Genomic DNA, 13,885 nt, shown 5'->3' with positions numbered 1-13,885 from the left:
GCGTTAGAGAATTAAAAAAGATCGGGCGTACGATAGCGCATTTTTAAATATTTGATCATAAAAGAAGGTTGTTGTATTTTGTTTCTTAAGGTTGTAAATGGTTGCATGATTGGCTAAAATTTATTCCATAATTAATATGAGGAAAAAGCAATGTCACATGTAGCAGTTAAAATCGACAGCGATATTGTTGAATCAGCAAAGATTTACGGGATGGCTGAAAGTAGAAGTGCAACTAAACAAATTGAGTACTGGGCTAAAATTGGAAAAATCGCACAAGACAATCCCGATTTAACTTTTCAAGATATAGCAGATTTGTTGCTTAGTATGGCGCATGTCAAAGCAGGGAATACAACACCATATAAATGAATATACAACAAACTCCCTTATTTGAACGGACAGTGAAAAAACTAACCAAGCAGCAGAAAAAAGATGTTGATAATGCCGTAATAACCGTTTGGAATAATCCTGATATCGGAGAAGCTAAAGTGGGGGATTTAGCAGGAGTATTTGTTTATAAATTTAAAATGGACAAACAGCTTGTGCTACTGGCTTACTCTGTGAGTGATGACGAAATCATGACACTCTATCTTTTAAAATTGGGCAGTCATGAGAATTTTGATAGAGACTTAAAAAGATAGGTTTACTTCAGGGTGCAGTACAAGTGTTTGTATCTTGCATTAGATCAATCAGGTCTTGAGCGACTAACAGAGTGAGCTGTTCTAGTCGTTGTAATGGATTGCCATCTAAAAAATATTTGTACTGAAAAGTTTGCTGCTGATAATGAATGGCGATAAAAAATGTCCCTACAGGTTTTTCTGGTGTGGCACTGCCGCCTGGTTTCAGTAACCCTGTGCATGCCACAATAAAATCTGCATGTTGAAATAGTTTTTTGCCTTGAACTGCCATGGCTTGTGTGACTTCTGCAGATTCAGCGGTATAGGTGGCAATTAAGTCACTATTCACATGCAAAATCTCACGTTTAATGCTTGGGTCGTAACTGACTAATCCACCAAGTAAAATATTGGCACCGCTATTTTTATAAATAGAAAACTGACTACATAAGTAACCTGAGCTGGCACTTTCAATAAAAGCCACAGTCTGTTGGCGTTGTTCAAGTATGGCACAGCATTGTTTGAGCATGATAAATCTGCAAGTGAATAGAATAAGTTGCTCAAGTGTACTGAATTTTGTCGACTTGTGCGAAAAAACATCAAAAAGTGAAATGCTAAAATAAGAATGTTCACGATTTAACTGCCTATAAATACAGCAAAATTTACAATTATAGGTTTAATCGTGGCATGAACGGTGATACAAATAAAAGTAAAGCAAAAAGTAATAAAAAGGATGCTGTGATGAAAACAACGGTGAAATATATCGTTTTAAAAAGTTTGGACTATCAACTTGGTACATCATTATTTGAGGATGAAATTGATGCTGATGCACAATATTTTGACCAAATTCCAAGCATTATTGAATATCAAAACTTGCGCTTTAAAGTGGTGAGTAAAGAACAAAAGCGTTTACAGTTGATTGAGGAAAATGAAGAACATCAAACCATCATTGTCAGAGTTTTGGTGATTTAAAGTCATTTCAATCTAGATTAGTCAGAGCTTCAATATAACAGCAGAATGATTGAGCATCAGTGGAGCGTATCGAAGTTGGTGTTTTTTTAGTCACTGGATGCAAAAAATTGTATTTCACATTACAAGAAAAAATTGAAGAATTGATTAAAAATGCTAACTACGTCACATATTTGTGTTGGTATTTTTGTAGATTAGCATTTTTCAAACGGGCTGTAATGGCTTAAATAAGCTTATGTTTTTTAGATCAATTTTTATTTTAACAGACTGATAATTGAGATAGAGAGAAAATTAATTAAAATATCTTAAAAATATAATCATGACAGATAGAACAAAATATAATTGAATTTTAACGTATTTTTTGAATATGTCTTACATTTTATTTTTTATTATATTGTTAAATAATAAAGTGTTTTTCTTAGATAAAATTAAAAAACAGTGTATTTTCTTTATTAGAATTGAGCATTTTTGTTATTGCTGTGTATAGTCCTTGCATCTCACAATAGTGAGGAAGTTTAAAGGGGCTAAATATAATGAATCATAATGCAATTATCATGATGACGCTGATCATTTTAGCTGTGGGATTTTCTCTAGGCATTTATGTGTATTTTGAACAAAAGAGAAAGCAAAATGAAGAAATTCAGCTGATCATTACAGAAGCAAGACAGGGTCTAGTAGAGTTAGATCGGAAATAATAATCTAGGTGTAAATCGTATACTTCGATGCGGATCCAATGGGATATGTTAAAGGTGAAAAATAGACTTAAAAAAGTAATTTTATGCCACTGTTTGTCGGTCAGATGACGATAAAATAAATGAACGAAACATAGCTGTAGTTTCTTAGTTTTCCCACATTCCCATGTGGGATTTTTTTTGTCTAAAATTTAGACTAGCGCAGTATTTATTAAGATAAGTCATTATTTTTATGTACAAAAGTGACCTTTATTATAAAGATCAAAATAAGGTGCATATTCCTGCATAAACCTACCACCTATTCCTATTCGTTCCCTACCACTCATTCCTATTCCAAGTCGGCCACTTAGGGTTTATTCAGTAATAGAATTACAAGAAGAATGAACCTCATAAAAAGTATTCAAATGCCAGTATTGCACAACAGCGCTACTTATATCATTTAGCGATGAACTGATTTACGATTACGTTCGATGATCGATTAAAAAATCGAACTTACACAAAATAATTTACAGGCTCTAAAATACGTTTAGTACTTTTAGCAGTATCAATAACAATACCACCACCTTTCTTCGCAACCGTTACCATCCCTGTACTAATCGCTGCTGAAAGACCATTGAGTGCTGTTGTCATCTCCTAATTTTGGTGGGTATTTAGCCTTATCGACTACAGCCCCTTAATTAATTACTTCAAGAAAATCATCTATTAAATTGAGTAAATCTAGACTTTTACATTTAGAAAAAATTACCTTATTTACAATGTTATCTTTGTATTCAAAAAAATGATCTTCATATAAAAACCAAGTAAAATAAATAGTATTATTATTCCTTGCTGCCCTTTTACTGAAATCATCAAAGGTTTCTTCTAAAGTGATTCTGTAATTCTCAGATAATAAACCTTTAGGATAGAAAAATTTTTTACAATTTTCATCATTTATCACATTGCTATAATAGTAATTATCATTTAGTAAGTTTTTTAGTGAATTTATAAAGCTAGTCACATAAGTAGGAGAGTCTAAAGTTCCTAGATACTCCCCCTCAATACATAAACGCAATGGGATGAAATTACTATTCTGATAATTTCCATCAAACTCTATAAAAACTTGATCGTTTCCAATTCTATTCATTTGCTATCTACCATTTTTATCAAGTCAGAAGGGACATCAGAAATCTTGATATTTCGTTCCTTTCCTGAGGACGTAATACCTTTTGTCGAACCATTCCAATGGAAATTGCCATTACCATCATTTTGAAACCTATGATAAATGACCTTCCCATCTTTATTTTCAATTGCCCATCTATTTTTTGGATCACTATCAATTTTTACACTGTTTTCCCATAATTTTACATGATTGTCAGGAATTATTGCTTTAGTAGAGTTATAAGGCATATTTCCATCTTTCAAGTCATGATGTCCTGGATTTTCATAATATTGTGTTTCAACATTAATAACTTTATCTTTAGTTGATGGCTTGGTGCCTTCGACTATGTAATTACCAATAGTATTATTACTTTCGTCCTTATGTATGCCTAAAATCAGCAAAAAATCTATTTTTTAAATTCAGTAATATTAATAGGCTGATCTTTGACTAACTCAAGTACTCCTTCACCACCTTTAAAGTGAATAGATACACCATCATCATTGCTCAGTAAAATACCGCTACCAGATACAGCACGTTTTAAATGATAAACTGTGTCTGAATTATCTACCATTTCTGCAGTTTCAAAATTATCTGAAGATTTTAATTCAATGGTTAAATCTTGTGGGCCATTAAAATAAATAACTTGTGTTTCTGCAGGTGCATTACTTTGTACTTTTTCTTGGCTCACTTCATTATTTAAATTTGAGTTACATCCCATTAAACCGAATGCAAGTAATGTTGCCCCTAAAATATATTTCATTTTTGTACCTTTTCTAAAAAATTGAAGCAAACTTATACTAATGACTTTAACTTTTGATAAAAAGATGGAATTACACTTTTATACTAAATTTTACTGAAAGTAATGAAGCTAAAGTTGACTAAATAAATCAGGAATTGTCTTTTTTAAAAATTAATGCAAAAAAATATAGCAATATATGTTTCTTTAAATAAAACCTACATACACTCACATTCCTTGATCTTGAATTATTGTACGCTCATGTCATCTTAATTTTTGAATTTCAGCTATGAGTAAAAATAAAATGTACGATGCTCAGGTTTTACAGCAACAATATGAGCAATGGCATGATTTACATCGACAGATGCGAGAAGCGCAGCAAAAATGGCAAGCTGCAGAAAAGCTCTGGCAAAAATTACAGGCCTATTATCAAAGTGAACAATGGCTTGAGGACTATGAAAATGCGCCTGAACTTAGCTGCCGCGAAGGGGAATATTCTATATTATCGCAAGATACGCTATGGAATGCTTTAGAAGAGCGTCGCCAACAGGCAATTGATTGGATGAAACTGAGTTTAAGTGTGATTGAGAATTAAACTTAATCCAAACTTACATCTAATTTATTTTGATCAATAAAACTATCATCACAGTTTTATTCAGTAAATTTACTGCATATTTAATCAGTTATGTTATTTTGAGTTGGTTTGAAGAAATTAAAAACGAGTATCAACATGAAAAAGTTATATAGTGTTTTGGCTGTTTTAAGTGTGGCAACTTTAGCTGCGTGTAGTAATCAGCCTATCAATGAACAAACTCAGGTGCCACAGACCATGCAAAATTGTGTCCTAGAATCTGCTGCGCAGTTAGTTGGTAAAACAGGTTTGACTGAAACACAAATTAAAGCGCTTACCCGAGCTGAAATTGTGAGAATGGTTGCACCAGGTCAGCCTGTAACAATGGATTATCGTATGAATCGAGTCACTGTGGTGGTCGATCCGAAAACTAAAATTATTATACAAGCTTCTTGCGGCTAAAAATTTTAAGAAATTTTCTCAATATTACCCTGAAAATTTGCTCTGATTTTCAGGGTTTTGCGTTTTAATCAGCCAATCACTCAAAATTAAAGGACTACAGTGTTAATATATCGGTTGTCATAAAATTTTAGATCAGGTTAGAAATGCACTTATTTATGTGTTTGAAAAATCAAGGAAATATACATTGATGCAAGCCTTGAATATATCGACACGCTTAGGTGGATTCTACTTTTTCTATAGAACCATTGTGGAGAGTTTATTTTTATAAGTCTAATAAAAACAAATTGTTATGTTGGTATTTTGCAGGTTTTATAGTGTCACTTTTTTACTTGTAGATTATTTGTAGACTGTTGAGAAACATGCTTAAATCAGTACTGTTCAAGGTATCTGGTATTAAATATGAAACTCAACAAGTCCAATGTTGATGCTATTCCATTGACGACATCAGGTCAAAAAATTTATCGGGATAGTGAGTTAATTGGCTTTGCTGTTCGGGCTACCACCAAATCAAAATCCTATATCATTGAAAGACGAAATGCAGGGGAACTGTACAGGGTAGTACTAGGTAAAACTAATGAGATTTCTACCTTGTCCGCTCGTGCAAAAGCACAAACCATTTTGGCTAAAATTGCCAATGGTGAGTATGTAAAGCCATCTAAAAAACAAGTTGTTAATAACCCACTTGATATTACAGTGCAAGAAGCATTGGATATTTATCTAAGCAAAAATGACTTCAAGCCAAAAACAGTCAAACAATATAATAAGTACTTCAATTTGTATTTGCGCTGGTCGAATAGAAAATTATTTGAAATCACCAAAAGTGAAGTCCTGGATAAATTTATTGAAGTAACTAAGTTGAGCCCTTCATCTGCCAATGGTGCTGTATCGCTACTGGGTACGTTGTGGAAATATATGCATGTGCTGTACTCAAGTGATGAGGATCCAATCCTGCGCACAAATCCTGTTGATGTTATTGCTGTAACCAAGGGCTGGAATAAAATTGAGCGTCGTGAAAGGCACTTAGATAAAGAGGTTATTCACAAATATTACAATGCCGTTCTGAATTACCAGGATGAACTGAATTTAGAAAATACTGCTCGATCTAACACACATCGAGATATACTTTTATTCACAATGTATACGGGTTGCCGTCGTCAGGAAGTTTGTAAGCTGAAATGGACTGACATCAATTTTAAAGATGGAACTGTTGTGTTTAGGGATACAAAAAATGGCGCTGACCATTGGTTTCCCATAGGTGACCATCTATTATCAATCCTGAAAGACCGTTACTTATTACGCGAGAACGATTGGGTTTTTCCTGCGACAAAAATACCAACGTCAGCAAACATCCATGCCACCTGTGTTGATCGGATTCTAAGAGTCATAGGTGATCAGGTGGATTTCTATGTTTCAATGCACGATTTTAGACGTACTTTTGCCACGATTTGCAATTTACTTCGATTCAATATTTACGTGACCAAGCGATTATTGAATCATACTGCTAGGCCACGTGTTGATGTGACTGGTGGATATGTGCAAATTCCAATGGAAGAACTCAGGGCTTCAATGAACATGGTTGAAGCTGTTTATCAGGGCAAAATTGACTGTTTTAATTATGAAAGTGTCTGGGATGAGCGATTAAAACAAATTAAGGCAGGATAGACCTGCCTTATACATACTGAGCCGTGCACGTTGTTGTGCGGCTTTTTTCGTAGGCGAGCACATCACGTTTTTTATAGGCGATGCGTCGTCCAATTTTCGTATAGGGCAACTCAGAACCATCGCAGCGCATTCGTGCCAGTGTCCAAGGGGAGCAACCCAAATATAGCGCCACCACTTCTTGACCAAAATTTTGATCATTTGGAGCAGCTATAAAACTTTCAAGTAATTGCTGTTTTTTACATTCAGCAACTGAATCCAAGTTTTTTAATGCCATCACGACACCTCTCCCAAAGCTTTAACCACACCATACTGGTCATGCTTGTTAATATATAAAGCAAGCATGTTGTAGAGTGGATGCACAAAGTGTTTTTGCACACGGATAATGATTCCAGTACCATCAACCTTTCTACTCTTTGTGACCTTGATAACCCATTCAACAAAATCAGAATTTAAATGACGCATATCAACCGCTATTTCATAAAGAGCGCCTGTTTCACCTGCATCTAACACCAAATTAAACGGCTTCTCTTTGTGTAGTTCGCCGATGATGAAATTTGCTACTGCAATATTTGTTTGTTGGATTTCAGTCATTGGTTGGCTCCATCTCAATAACTTCATCTGTGAATTCACGAGATCCAGGAGTTGCAAACTTTTCGGTTACTCCATATTCTTCCTGAAGATAAGCATTAAAGAATTCAGATTTATCCATCACGCGAAAGCCTTCAGGTAAAGCATCTTGAGCTTGCTTAAAGATAGACTCTAATGTTGTTCGAGTAGGATATTGGCCCAAAGGAAGTGACATGGTGACAACTGCTTGCTGCCCAGACTCTTCTTCAATCGCATAAACCTTCATTTCAATTTTAATTGGTGCATTCATTTTCATTTGGCTGGCTCCTGTGCTTCGATCATGGCTTGGTAAGCTATATAAGCCTCACCTTCAGAAAGAAAAATATCTGCATGATCGCAAAGCAAATTAACCTCAATGGGTGTGTTGATCATGCGGGCAATCGTTTTATCCGTCGGCTCTTTAGGCACTAAAACAAACCCATCTGGAATGGCTTGGGCTTTGGCTGCTTGCCATGCTTCCCAACAGGTTTGAGTGTGCTTATCAACATAAAAGTCTAGATCGAGCGCAAACTGCATAAAATGGGCGTCATAGCGTGATTCAAACCACGCTTCAAACGCCTCTTTTTCGTTTTGAATTTCCATCAAACTCTCCTGAGCAAACATCTGCGCAAAACCCTGATTTATGGTTGAAATTGCGCAAATAATTGCTCGAAATATTTATTAAGCTATTTCTTCAATAGCGTTTTTTAATTGCTGTTTTTGCACTGGAAGTAAGGTTATTTGACCTTGAGTTAAATCTTCCACAAGCTTTGTGAAGTAGCCTATTGCATTACCTAATGTTGTTTCATCAGCTTGAGCAGGGCGCTTTATCAAAATATCAATCGCTTCTAAAAGTTTTCGCTTTTCATGCACTTCCATCACGCCACCTCAACCTTTAATAATATTCGTCATCAAGCCATTCACATTCATCTTCATAGCTCTGATAAAACTTTGAAACACAATCAGGGCAAGCTTCATAAACTGGCCCACACATGCCCTCATCGGGATCACGATATGAACTCAAATAAGGAACATGATTTCCGCATTTCCTACAGCATTCCCATTGCTCAGGATCTTCTTTTTTGGCTTGAATCGCTGCTTGATGCTCATTCCAGCATTGATCACACATGTTGTAATATTCAGCACCAAAGCTATCGGCTTCTGAACAAATACGGTGAGTAGCCTTAATATCGTGGTGTGTGTAGCAAAATGTTCCCCATTCATCATCGTGAATAGAAACGGATTGTCCTGGTAAATGTGCAGACATTTTTAAGCCTCCTTTCTTAATTGGCTAGTACGTTGACAGTATTTAACACAGTGATGTTTGCCAGATTGACAGGCTTTGAACTCAGTAAGTCCATGCAAGTCGCATTTGCCTTCAAAAGTACTTTCACCTTCGCCAAGTTAATCTGACGATGCACTTCCACAAATTTAGACATCATCGAATTGTCCAGATCATTCACAAAAGATTTGCCGTATTTGAGCCACTGCATGCTGAACAACTTAAAGCGCTCGATCATGTAGTCACTCATTACATAACTCGGTTGAATCTGACCGCGCTTTGCAAATATCTCACCAGTTTTCGCACCTTTTCGGATAACAACACGGTCTTTTTTAATTTTGATTTCATGCCCACCACGAACACACCACTCCATAAATGCAGGGCATAGCTCATTCGGTAAGCGAGAAATTGTATTGATATGCTCGGTCATGCTGTGCCACCCACTGCGACCAATTCCGCTTTCTTACCTCTGCATTGATCTGCAACCTGTTGCTCGTATTCAGTACCCCTGAATTGCGTGTAGATAATCCCGAGTTCTGCAATATCTTTAGTATTGCCGATGCGCTCAACAGCTTCTTGGTATGCTTCAAGCAAAGCTTCTTCTTGTGAGCGACCATCATTCAGCCAAGCCAAAATTCGCTTACCTGTTTCGCGGGTAATAACTTCACCCTCAGGATTAAATAGCTTCGTACGATCTTTTGTAGGTACCGCTACATGGTTTTCATGCAGAACATCTAGCGCCACAGTTAATTCATACTCATATCCGTCGCGTTGCTCAGCTTTCATGCCAAGTTTTAGAATCTTTTTACCTTCACCTTGCACAGTTTCTGTTTTGGCACGTGTTGTTGTGATGATGTGCATATCAGTCTGCAACATTGCATCAATGAACTTACGGTGCTTAGGTGTGGTTTCAGACCATGCTGACCAAGTATTACCTTTAAAGCGTACAGCTGCCTTATCGTTTATTTCCAAACACCCGCCAGTACCGATCCACTCATGCGATGCACTGTCAATAATCAGCACCTCATAACCCATGTTATATGCAGCTTGGATAGCACCAACAAAACGCTCTGGAGAGTAGGGCGGGCGCAAAGGCAAGGTGTCAAATTTAAACTCCGATGCGTACAAAGATGCAGATTCATTTTCTGTATCAATAACAGCAATCTTTTCACCAAGACCAGCAGCCATTTGAAGTGCGCTGTAGGTTTTTCCACTGCCTGATGGCCCATTTAGGTTGAGTTTTAGCTTTGCTTTTTTTCGCTCTGCTTTTGTAAATACAAATATTTCGCTCATTTTTCTAACCTCAATATTTGATTGAAACATGCGGAATCAAGCCGCTAATAATTGCGCCAACAAGTTCTCTAAGTTGGGACTCAGTTAGATCAGGGCAAATACCTTTAATCGCTTCCAGCGCCTCACGATTAATATGGCGACGATGCTCAACATCAGCTAATCGAGCTTCTTCTGCTTTTCGCGCTGCCTCAGCTTGAGCAAATTGCTCTGCTTCAATGCGCTTACGTTCATTTTCAGCAGCTTGCTGTGCACGTAATTCCGCAGCTTCTTTTTCAGCTTTTAATAGAGCTTCGCGCTGTTCTGCTTCAAGCTTTTCACGCTCCACACGCTCAGCTTCAAAACGTGCTTTTTCTTCTGCTTCGCGAGTAGCTTTTTCAGCAGCTTCACGAGCAATTTGTGCTTCACGTTCTTGCTGAATGCGTTGCTGTTCTGCGATGCGAAGGCGCTCCAATTCTGCTTGTTCAGCTTCGTATTTTTGACGGTTGGCAAGGGCAGTGCGTAATGCTTCCAGTGTTTCAAGTTTCGCAATTTTTGCCTCTTGCTCGAATTCCTCAAATAATGAGTCGATCACTCTGTTTTCAAGCGTTTCAATAGCTTCTTTAATTGTTGATGCAGTCCACTCGCTATCAGCCGCGGTTGCTAAGGCAGAGACCATGCGGATAGTTGCAATGTGATGCTCATGCTTCGCCACGCGATCTTTTTCCGCTTGCTCCCAAGCATCACGCGGTGCAAGAATTTCATTGCGAAGTTCATCAAATTTTTTAACAACTGAAATTCGGTCATCATCAATTAACTTGATTTGCGCTTTTTGCTCAGCAACAAGCTCTTTGCCGTATTTCTCAATCAGCGTTTTTGATTTACTGATCTTCATAGCAAGTGAGCCAATCGCATCACGACCTTTCTTAGTAGTCACATCTGGTACAAATGAGCGAGCTTCTTGCGCGATTCGATCAAACAATTCATCTGTGCCGCCACGCTTTGCATACGCTTGAGCAATTGCATTTTGCTCAATTACTTGTAATTCATTTTTCATTTTTTTAATCTCCCGCACGTCGATGCGATGGGTACATATCCGACAGATGCACTGGTACAACGTATTTTGGTTTTTCAATTTTTGGCAGTGATGGCCCGCGAAACTCAACAAACTGACAAGTGAGCTTTATTTCATTTTCTGTGACTACGAAATTAAGATTTGTCTTGTTGTCTGTTACATAGCTTGCCGACTTGTATTCACGGCAAAAACCTTGCTGCTGATGCTTTAAACGCTTGAGCAGGTCGCCAGTGATGCAGACTTTCTCAAGCTCTGTGCCGAAGCTGTTAAGCAACGGCAAGATCAGCGTTTCAACAGATGCGTTCATGCTGCCACCTCGTTAAACATTTCCTTGATTGCTTTCAAGGTGTTTTCAGAACAGTAGGTAATGCGTGTTGAGTGACCTTCACTGCAAACCCAGATCAGCACGTTTGGCTTGCCGTGAAATTGATGTGGTTTACTTGCAGTGCGACCACATCCGCACGTAGGTGCCTGGATGCTCATCGCATAGCCTCCTGATGCGCCTTAGCTGCTTTCACCTGTGAAACTTGTTCAGCCTCACAAGCCTTTAAACCAACACCAAAAAAGATGAATGTACTTACTGCAATCAGCGCAGATGCGGCAGCATTTGAAGCAAAGCTTTTAAGCTTAGAAACGAAGCGTTTTTTGTCTTGGCGCTTAATTAGCGTTTCGACTAGCTTGTTTTGAGAAGTGTTCGATTCAGTTGTCATGGCTGCCTCCGAATACTTGGCGAAGGGCAGCAACGACTTGCTTTATTTCTTCTTCGGTGCGCCACCAGTATCTAGGCAGCTCGTCAGTAATATCCAAAACTACATAGCCATATTCTTTAGGCTCCAAGCTATTAAGAATCCAAATACCTTGATGGCGATAATCCTTATCTTCTGCTGATGCAGGCACTTCAATTCCGTTTAGGGTGATGGTGCGAGGCTTGAGGCGGAATTCATAACGAGGATTAATAAGATCTCCAATCGTGAACTCCTCTTCATGTTCATCAAGACGAAAATCAACCCAACTACCACCTTGGTAGCTACCATTAGGAGGGGTTCTAAATTGAAATCCAACTTCCTCTCTTACCAACCGCGGAATATCTAAACCGCTAATCAACTTGCCTTCATTAACTTTTGTATTCATAATTGACCTCGCTATATGCAAGCCCGCCTGATTTGAACGTCTGCGGGCTTTTTGTTGTTTACGGGGCTAAATATCGCATTACCGATATTATTAGTCAATAGGCAAACCGATAAAATTATAGAAAAACCGATAATTTTTATTTTTGAGTTATACTTTATGTTTTAATAGACAAAAGAAAACCCATCACAGGGATGGGTTGTTTGGGGTTTGTTATGGATAAAGGCAAGGCTATTTCAGCTATTGAATCAGCAATATCAAAACTTGAGTCAATGAAACTCAAATCTTTTATTTTAGAGTGGTCTGAAAACCACCAAAAGGTGGGTCGAATAAATCCAGATGAGGAAATTAAACAACTAAAAGATGCTCTAGCATGGCTTAACTCTAGTTCTTAATCATCTCTATTTGGTTGTTGTAGTTTGGGTAAATGCTTTTGGCAAAATAATACTCCCATCCATACTTGCAAGAATTCATTTCTCGGTAAACTTGCTCTGAAACATCATAAATTGTCAATTTCATGCCATTTTCAAAGTCTATCTCAAGGCGACATTTATGCTCAGGGCTTTCACCAAGATACCCAACATTAATAATCTTAGACTTATACTTTTCAGGCATATCATCTCTAAACTTCACTATTTTCTCCACCCGATCCAAGAGCCGCTCGGGTATGCGGCTTTTATTTTTAATTCTTGCGCGGTTTTTTCTTGGCTCGGTAAACGAAGCGAATGCAATCCACCACTTCACCAACAAATACACACTCCTCATCAAGTGGAATAATGTTTGGTTTAAAGTCAGGATTAAGTGCTTGTAAGTAGCGTGAGCCGTCAGTTTCGATTACCAATCTTTTAAATGTTGCATCATCGTGTTTTCTAACAACAACCAGATCACCAGACTGCATATCACAATATTGCACATGCGGATCAACAAGGATGTAGTCGCCCTCATGGAAAGTAGGGTAGTTGCTTAAACCTTGAACCTTTAAATAAAAACAATCCTCACAGTCATCTGGAAGCGGAAGCCATTCTTCGACCTGCGACATATCTACAGCCTGAACATTGGTGAATACGCCTGCCTGCACCCAAGAAAGAACAGGAGCCATGTTTGGCTTAATTGCGGCGACATTACTTGTAATAAGATCAGCTGTATCCACACCTTTCTTTAATTCTTCCGCAGTGACACCGAGCGCAGTAGCAAGCTCAACCACAAAGCCTGTATTTCTAGCATTACCAGTTTCAAGGTCTGAAATTACAGACTGCTTTACGCCTGATTTTTGCGCCAAGACAGCCTGAGTCATCTTTTTAGCTTTGCGTATCTTTCTTAAATTTTCGCCAAGAGTAGCCATGTGCTTCTCCTTTATAACCATTATCGGAATTGTGATACAAAAACCAATCGGTTTGGCTATTGTATAAATATCGGAAAAACTATATATTGGTTAAAAATATCGGAGGTTGATATGAATCAATGGCAATCCATGATTGTGGATTTAAAAGAAAAGGGTCTCACTCAAACCCAGATCGCCAGTGAAATTAAATGTTCGCAAAACTATGTAAGCAACCTTGAAAACGGCTTATGTGGAAAACGGATCGGGTATGACTTGGGCAAAAGCTTAGAGCGCCTGTGGAAAAAACACTGCTCACACAGTCCTGCGGCATAGGTGGAAACATGGGAGTCGATGATTTGAAAG

Annotated in this window: 27 protein-coding genes and 1 pseudogene; 9 read left to right on the top strand and 19 right to left on the bottom strand. The window is 37.7% G+C overall.

Annotation, left to right across the window (positions count from 1 at the left end; all coding sequences use genetic code 11):
• Positions 1-150 precede the first annotated feature (150 nt).
• Together C3Y93_RS03150 and C3Y93_RS03145 are read left to right on the top strand one after the other, a co-directional pair.
• Positions 151-366, top strand: coding sequence for a TA system antitoxin ParD family protein (locus C3Y93_RS03150; RefSeq protein WP_104852059.1), 216 nt, complete (start codon positions 151-153; stop codon positions 364-366).
• Entirely contained in the window at positions 363-638 is a 276-nt protein-coding gene (locus tag C3Y93_RS03145) for a type II toxin-antitoxin system RelE/ParE family toxin (RefSeq protein ID WP_104852058.1), read from the top strand. The genes C3Y93_RS03150 and C3Y93_RS03145 overlap by 4 nt, the downstream gene beginning before the upstream one ends.
• A 7-nt stretch (positions 639-645) precedes the next feature.
• Here C3Y93_RS03145 and C3Y93_RS03140 read toward each other — a convergent pair whose 3' ends face one another.
• Entirely contained in the window at positions 646-1,140 is a 495-nt protein-coding gene (locus C3Y93_RS03140; RefSeq protein WP_096901591.1) for a CinA family protein, read from the bottom strand.
• A 212-nt stretch (positions 1,141-1,352) separates the two neighbouring features.
• Here C3Y93_RS03140 and C3Y93_RS03135 point away from each other — a divergent pair, with 212 nt between their 5' ends.
• Together C3Y93_RS03135 and C3Y93_RS14260 are read left to right on the top strand one after the other, a co-directional pair.
• Positions 1,353-1,583 (top strand): hypothetical protein, encoded by a 231-nt coding sequence (locus tag C3Y93_RS03135; protein ID WP_026438431.1) that lies wholly within the window; start codon positions 1,353-1,355, stop codon positions 1,581-1,583.
• Positions 1,584-2,113: 530 nt separating this feature from the next.
• Positions 2,114-2,275, top strand: a complete 162-nt coding sequence (locus tag C3Y93_RS14260; RefSeq protein WP_004973471.1) for a hypothetical protein — start codon at positions 2,114-2,116, stop codon at positions 2,273-2,275.
• A gap of 489 nt (positions 2,276-2,764) precedes the next feature.
• Here C3Y93_RS14260 and C3Y93_RS14255 read toward each other — a convergent pair whose 3' ends face one another.
• From C3Y93_RS14255 to C3Y93_RS03120, 4 genes are read right to left on the bottom strand one after another with little or no spacing between them, the layout of a single operon-like run.
• A complete protein-coding gene (locus C3Y93_RS14255) occupies positions 2,765-2,902 on the bottom strand; it encodes a hypothetical protein (protein ID WP_158660382.1) in 138 nt (45 codons plus the stop codon).
• A gap of 43 nt (positions 2,903-2,945) precedes the next feature.
• Entirely contained in the window at positions 2,946-3,395 is a 450-nt protein-coding gene (locus tag C3Y93_RS03130) for a hypothetical protein (protein WP_096901592.1), read from the bottom strand.
• Positions 3,392-3,811, bottom strand: coding sequence for a hypothetical protein (locus C3Y93_RS03125; RefSeq protein ID WP_104852057.1), 420 nt, complete (start codon positions 3,809-3,811; stop codon positions 3,392-3,394). Before C3Y93_RS03125 ends, C3Y93_RS03130 begins: the two co-directional genes overlap by 4 nt.
• Positions 3,812-3,816: 5 nt before the next feature.
• Positions 3,817-4,170 (bottom strand): hypothetical protein, encoded by a 354-nt coding sequence (locus tag C3Y93_RS03120; RefSeq protein WP_004973479.1) that lies wholly within the window; start codon positions 4,168-4,170, stop codon positions 3,817-3,819.
• Positions 4,171-4,435: 265 nt separating this feature from the next.
• On the opposite strand from C3Y93_RS03120, the gene C3Y93_RS03115 reads away from it, so the two are divergent.
• The 3 genes and pseudogenes from C3Y93_RS03115 (at position 4,436) to C3Y93_RS03105 (ending at position 6,841) form a co-directional block, all read left to right on the top strand.
• Positions 4,436-4,741: a DUF4298 domain-containing protein gene (locus tag C3Y93_RS03115; RefSeq protein WP_104852056.1), complete on the top strand. Its 306-nt coding sequence runs from the start codon at positions 4,436-4,438 to the stop codon at positions 4,739-4,741.
• A 237-nt stretch (positions 4,742-4,978) separates the two neighbouring features.
• Positions 4,979-5,179 (top strand): annotated as a pseudogene (locus C3Y93_RS03110) (I78 family peptidase inhibitor); the annotation flags it as partial.
• A gap of 399 nt (positions 5,180-5,578) precedes the next feature.
• The gene (locus tag C3Y93_RS03105; protein ID WP_104852054.1) at positions 5,579-6,841 is read left to right on the top strand and encodes an integrase family protein; all 1,263 of its coding nucleotides are present in this window, start codon (positions 5,579-5,581) and stop codon (positions 6,839-6,841) included.
• A gap of 7 nt (positions 6,842-6,848) precedes the next feature.
• On the opposite strand, the gene C3Y93_RS03100 is transcribed toward C3Y93_RS03105, so the two are convergent.
• The 12 genes from C3Y93_RS03100 to C3Y93_RS03040 all read right to left on the bottom strand — a co-directional run bounded on the left by C3Y93_RS03100 (position 6,849) and on the right by C3Y93_RS03040 (position 12,204).
• On the bottom strand, positions 6,849-7,115 hold the full coding sequence (locus C3Y93_RS03100; protein ID WP_104852053.1) for a helix-turn-helix domain-containing protein: 267 nt from the start codon (positions 7,113-7,115) through the stop codon (positions 6,849-6,851).
• Positions 7,115-7,432, bottom strand: coding sequence for a hypothetical protein (locus C3Y93_RS03095; RefSeq protein ID WP_104852052.1), 318 nt, complete (start codon positions 7,430-7,432; stop codon positions 7,115-7,117). The genes C3Y93_RS03100 and C3Y93_RS03095 overlap by 1 nt, the downstream gene beginning before the upstream one ends.
• Positions 7,425-7,724 carry a hypothetical protein gene (locus C3Y93_RS03090; RefSeq protein ID WP_104852051.1) on the bottom strand — a complete coding sequence of 100 codons (300 nt, stop codon included), beginning with the start codon at positions 7,722-7,724 and terminating at the stop codon, positions 7,425-7,427. Before C3Y93_RS03090 ends, C3Y93_RS03095 begins: the two co-directional genes overlap by 8 nt.
• Positions 7,721-8,050: a hypothetical protein gene (locus C3Y93_RS03085; RefSeq protein ID WP_104852050.1), complete on the bottom strand. Its 330-nt coding sequence runs from the start codon at positions 8,048-8,050 to the stop codon at positions 7,721-7,723. The genes C3Y93_RS03090 and C3Y93_RS03085 overlap by 4 nt, the downstream gene beginning before the upstream one ends.
• 78 nt (positions 8,051-8,128) lie before the next feature.
• On the bottom strand, positions 8,129-8,326 hold the full coding sequence (locus C3Y93_RS03080; protein ID WP_104852049.1) for a hypothetical protein: 198 nt from the start codon (positions 8,324-8,326) through the stop codon (positions 8,129-8,131).
• A gap of 16 nt (positions 8,327-8,342) precedes the next feature.
• The gene (locus C3Y93_RS03075; protein ID WP_104852048.1) at positions 8,343-8,714 is read right to left on the bottom strand and encodes a hypothetical protein; all 372 of its coding nucleotides are present in this window, start codon (positions 8,712-8,714) and stop codon (positions 8,343-8,345) included.
• 16 nt (positions 8,715-8,730) lie between these two features.
• The gene (locus tag C3Y93_RS03070; RefSeq protein WP_104852047.1) at positions 8,731-9,159 is read right to left on the bottom strand and encodes a hypothetical protein; all 429 of its coding nucleotides are present in this window, start codon (positions 9,157-9,159) and stop codon (positions 8,731-8,733) included.
• Positions 9,156-10,022 (bottom strand): AAA family ATPase, encoded by an 867-nt coding sequence (locus C3Y93_RS03065; RefSeq protein ID WP_104852046.1) that lies wholly within the window; start codon positions 10,020-10,022, stop codon positions 9,156-9,158. Before C3Y93_RS03065 ends, C3Y93_RS03070 begins: the two co-directional genes overlap by 4 nt.
• A 10-nt stretch (positions 10,023-10,032) precedes the next feature.
• The gene (locus tag C3Y93_RS03060) at positions 10,033-11,055 is read right to left on the bottom strand and encodes a hypothetical protein (protein WP_104852045.1); all 1,023 of its coding nucleotides are present in this window, start codon (positions 11,053-11,055) and stop codon (positions 10,033-10,035) included.
• A 4-nt stretch (positions 11,056-11,059) separates the two neighbouring features.
• On the bottom strand, positions 11,060-11,380 hold the full coding sequence (locus C3Y93_RS03055; protein ID WP_104852044.1) for a hypothetical protein: 321 nt from the start codon (positions 11,378-11,380) through the stop codon (positions 11,060-11,062).
• A 172-nt stretch (positions 11,381-11,552) separates the two neighbouring features.
• The gene (locus tag C3Y93_RS03045) at positions 11,553-11,783 is read right to left on the bottom strand and encodes a hypothetical protein (RefSeq protein WP_104852042.1); all 231 of its coding nucleotides are present in this window, start codon (positions 11,781-11,783) and stop codon (positions 11,553-11,555) included.
• Positions 11,773-12,204, bottom strand: coding sequence for a hypothetical protein (locus tag C3Y93_RS03040; protein WP_104852041.1), 432 nt, complete (start codon positions 12,202-12,204; stop codon positions 11,773-11,775). The genes C3Y93_RS03045 and C3Y93_RS03040 overlap by 11 nt, the downstream gene beginning before the upstream one ends.
• 212 nt (positions 12,205-12,416) lie before the next feature.
• On the opposite strand from C3Y93_RS03040, the gene C3Y93_RS03035 reads away from it, so the two are divergent.
• Positions 12,417-12,596 carry a hypothetical protein gene (locus C3Y93_RS03035; RefSeq protein ID WP_104852040.1) on the top strand — a complete coding sequence of 60 codons (180 nt, stop codon included), beginning with the start codon at positions 12,417-12,419 and terminating at the stop codon, positions 12,594-12,596.
• Here the strand turns inward: C3Y93_RS03035 and C3Y93_RS03030 are convergent.
• Both C3Y93_RS03030 and C3Y93_RS03025 read right to left on the bottom strand, forming a co-directional pair.
• Positions 12,586-12,834, bottom strand: coding sequence for a hypothetical protein (locus C3Y93_RS03030; protein WP_228153781.1), 249 nt, complete (start codon positions 12,832-12,834; stop codon positions 12,586-12,588). The two genes, C3Y93_RS03035 and C3Y93_RS03030, sit on opposite strands and share 11 nt — an antisense overlap.
• A gap of 49 nt (positions 12,835-12,883) precedes the next feature.
• Positions 12,884-13,543: a LexA family protein gene (locus C3Y93_RS03025; protein WP_104852038.1), complete on the bottom strand. Its 660-nt coding sequence runs from the start codon at positions 13,541-13,543 to the stop codon at positions 12,884-12,886.
• A 111-nt stretch (positions 13,544-13,654) separates the two neighbouring features.
• On the opposite strand from C3Y93_RS03025, the gene C3Y93_RS03020 reads away from it, so the two are divergent.
• Positions 13,655-13,855, top strand: a complete 201-nt coding sequence (locus C3Y93_RS03020) for a helix-turn-helix domain-containing protein (RefSeq protein ID WP_104852037.1) — start codon at positions 13,655-13,657, stop codon at positions 13,853-13,855.
• The last annotated feature ends 30 nt before the right edge of the window (positions 13,856-13,885 follow it).

The organism is Acinetobacter sp. SWBY1, assembly GCF_002946595.1.
GTDB lineage: Bacteria > Pseudomonadota > Gammaproteobacteria > Pseudomonadales > Moraxellaceae > Acinetobacter > Acinetobacter towneri.
Note: the sequence above shows the minus strand (reverse complement) of the source record. Positions and strands in the feature narration are given on the sequence as shown.

Coding starts and splice junctions, on each gene's coding strand:
- C3Y93_RS03150 (WP_104852059.1), top strand. CDS start 151: ATGTCACATGTAGCAGTTAAAATCGACAGCGATATTGTTGAATCAGCA.
- C3Y93_RS03145 (WP_104852058.1), top strand. CDS start 363: ATGAATATACAACAAACTCCCTTATTTGAACGGACAGTGAAAAAACTA.
- C3Y93_RS03140 (WP_096901591.1), bottom strand. CDS start 1,140: ATGCTCAAACAATGCTGTGCCATACTTGAACAACGCCAACAGACTGTG.
- C3Y93_RS03135 (WP_026438431.1), top strand. CDS start 1,353: ATGAAAACAACGGTGAAATATATCGTTTTAAAAAGTTTGGACTATCAA.
- C3Y93_RS14260 (WP_004973471.1), top strand. CDS start 2,114: ATGAATCATAATGCAATTATCATGATGACGCTGATCATTTTAGCTGTG.
- C3Y93_RS14255 (WP_158660382.1), bottom strand. CDS start 2,902: ATGACAACAGCACTCAATGGTCTTTCAGCAGCGATTAGTACAGGGATG.
- C3Y93_RS03130 (WP_096901592.1), bottom strand. CDS start 3,395: ATGAATAGAATTGGAAACGATCAAGTTTTTATAGAGTTTGATGGAAAT.
- C3Y93_RS03120 (WP_004973479.1), bottom strand. CDS start 4,170: ATGAAATATATTTTAGGGGCAACATTACTTGCATTCGGTTTAATGGGA.
- C3Y93_RS03115 (WP_104852056.1), top strand. CDS start 4,436: ATGAGTAAAAATAAAATGTACGATGCTCAGGTTTTACAGCAACAATAT.
- C3Y93_RS03105 (WP_104852054.1), top strand. CDS start 5,579: ATGAAACTCAACAAGTCCAATGTTGATGCTATTCCATTGACGACATCA.
- C3Y93_RS03100 (WP_104852053.1), bottom strand. CDS start 7,115: ATGGCATTAAAAAACTTGGATTCAGTTGCTGAATGTAAAAAACAGCAA.
- C3Y93_RS03095 (WP_104852052.1), bottom strand. CDS start 7,432: ATGACTGAAATCCAACAAACAAATATTGCAGTAGCAAATTTCATCATC.
- C3Y93_RS03090 (WP_104852051.1), bottom strand. CDS start 7,724: ATGAAAATGAATGCACCAATTAAAATTGAAATGAAGGTTTATGCGATT.
- C3Y93_RS03085 (WP_104852050.1), bottom strand. CDS start 8,050: ATGGAAATTCAAAACGAAAAAGAGGCGTTTGAAGCGTGGTTTGAATCA.
- C3Y93_RS03080 (WP_104852049.1), bottom strand. CDS start 8,326: ATGGAAGTGCATGAAAAGCGAAAACTTTTAGAAGCGATTGATATTTTG.
- C3Y93_RS03075 (WP_104852048.1), bottom strand. CDS start 8,714: ATGTCTGCACATTTACCAGGACAATCCGTTTCTATTCACGATGATGAA.
- C3Y93_RS03070 (WP_104852047.1), bottom strand. CDS start 9,159: ATGACCGAGCATATCAATACAATTTCTCGCTTACCGAATGAGCTATGC.
- C3Y93_RS03065 (WP_104852046.1), bottom strand. CDS start 10,022: ATGAGCGAAATATTTGTATTTACAAAAGCAGAGCGAAAAAAAGCAAAG.
- C3Y93_RS03060 (WP_104852045.1), bottom strand. CDS start 11,055: ATGAAAAATGAATTACAAGTAATTGAGCAAAATGCAATTGCTCAAGCG.
- C3Y93_RS03055 (WP_104852044.1), bottom strand. CDS start 11,380: ATGAACGCATCTGTTGAAACGCTGATCTTGCCGTTGCTTAACAGCTTC.
- C3Y93_RS03045 (WP_104852042.1), bottom strand. CDS start 11,783: ATGACAACTGAATCGAACACTTCTCAAAACAAGCTAGTCGAAACGCTA.
- C3Y93_RS03040 (WP_104852041.1), bottom strand. CDS start 12,204: ATGAATACAAAAGTTAATGAAGGCAAGTTGATTAGCGGTTTAGATATT.
- C3Y93_RS03035 (WP_104852040.1), top strand. CDS start 12,417: ATGGATAAAGGCAAGGCTATTTCAGCTATTGAATCAGCAATATCAAAA.
- C3Y93_RS03025 (WP_104852038.1), bottom strand. CDS start 13,543: ATGGCTACTCTTGGCGAAAATTTAAGAAAGATACGCAAAGCTAAAAAG.
- C3Y93_RS03020 (WP_104852037.1), top strand. CDS start 13,655: ATGAATCAATGGCAATCCATGATTGTGGATTTAAAAGAAAAGGGTCTC.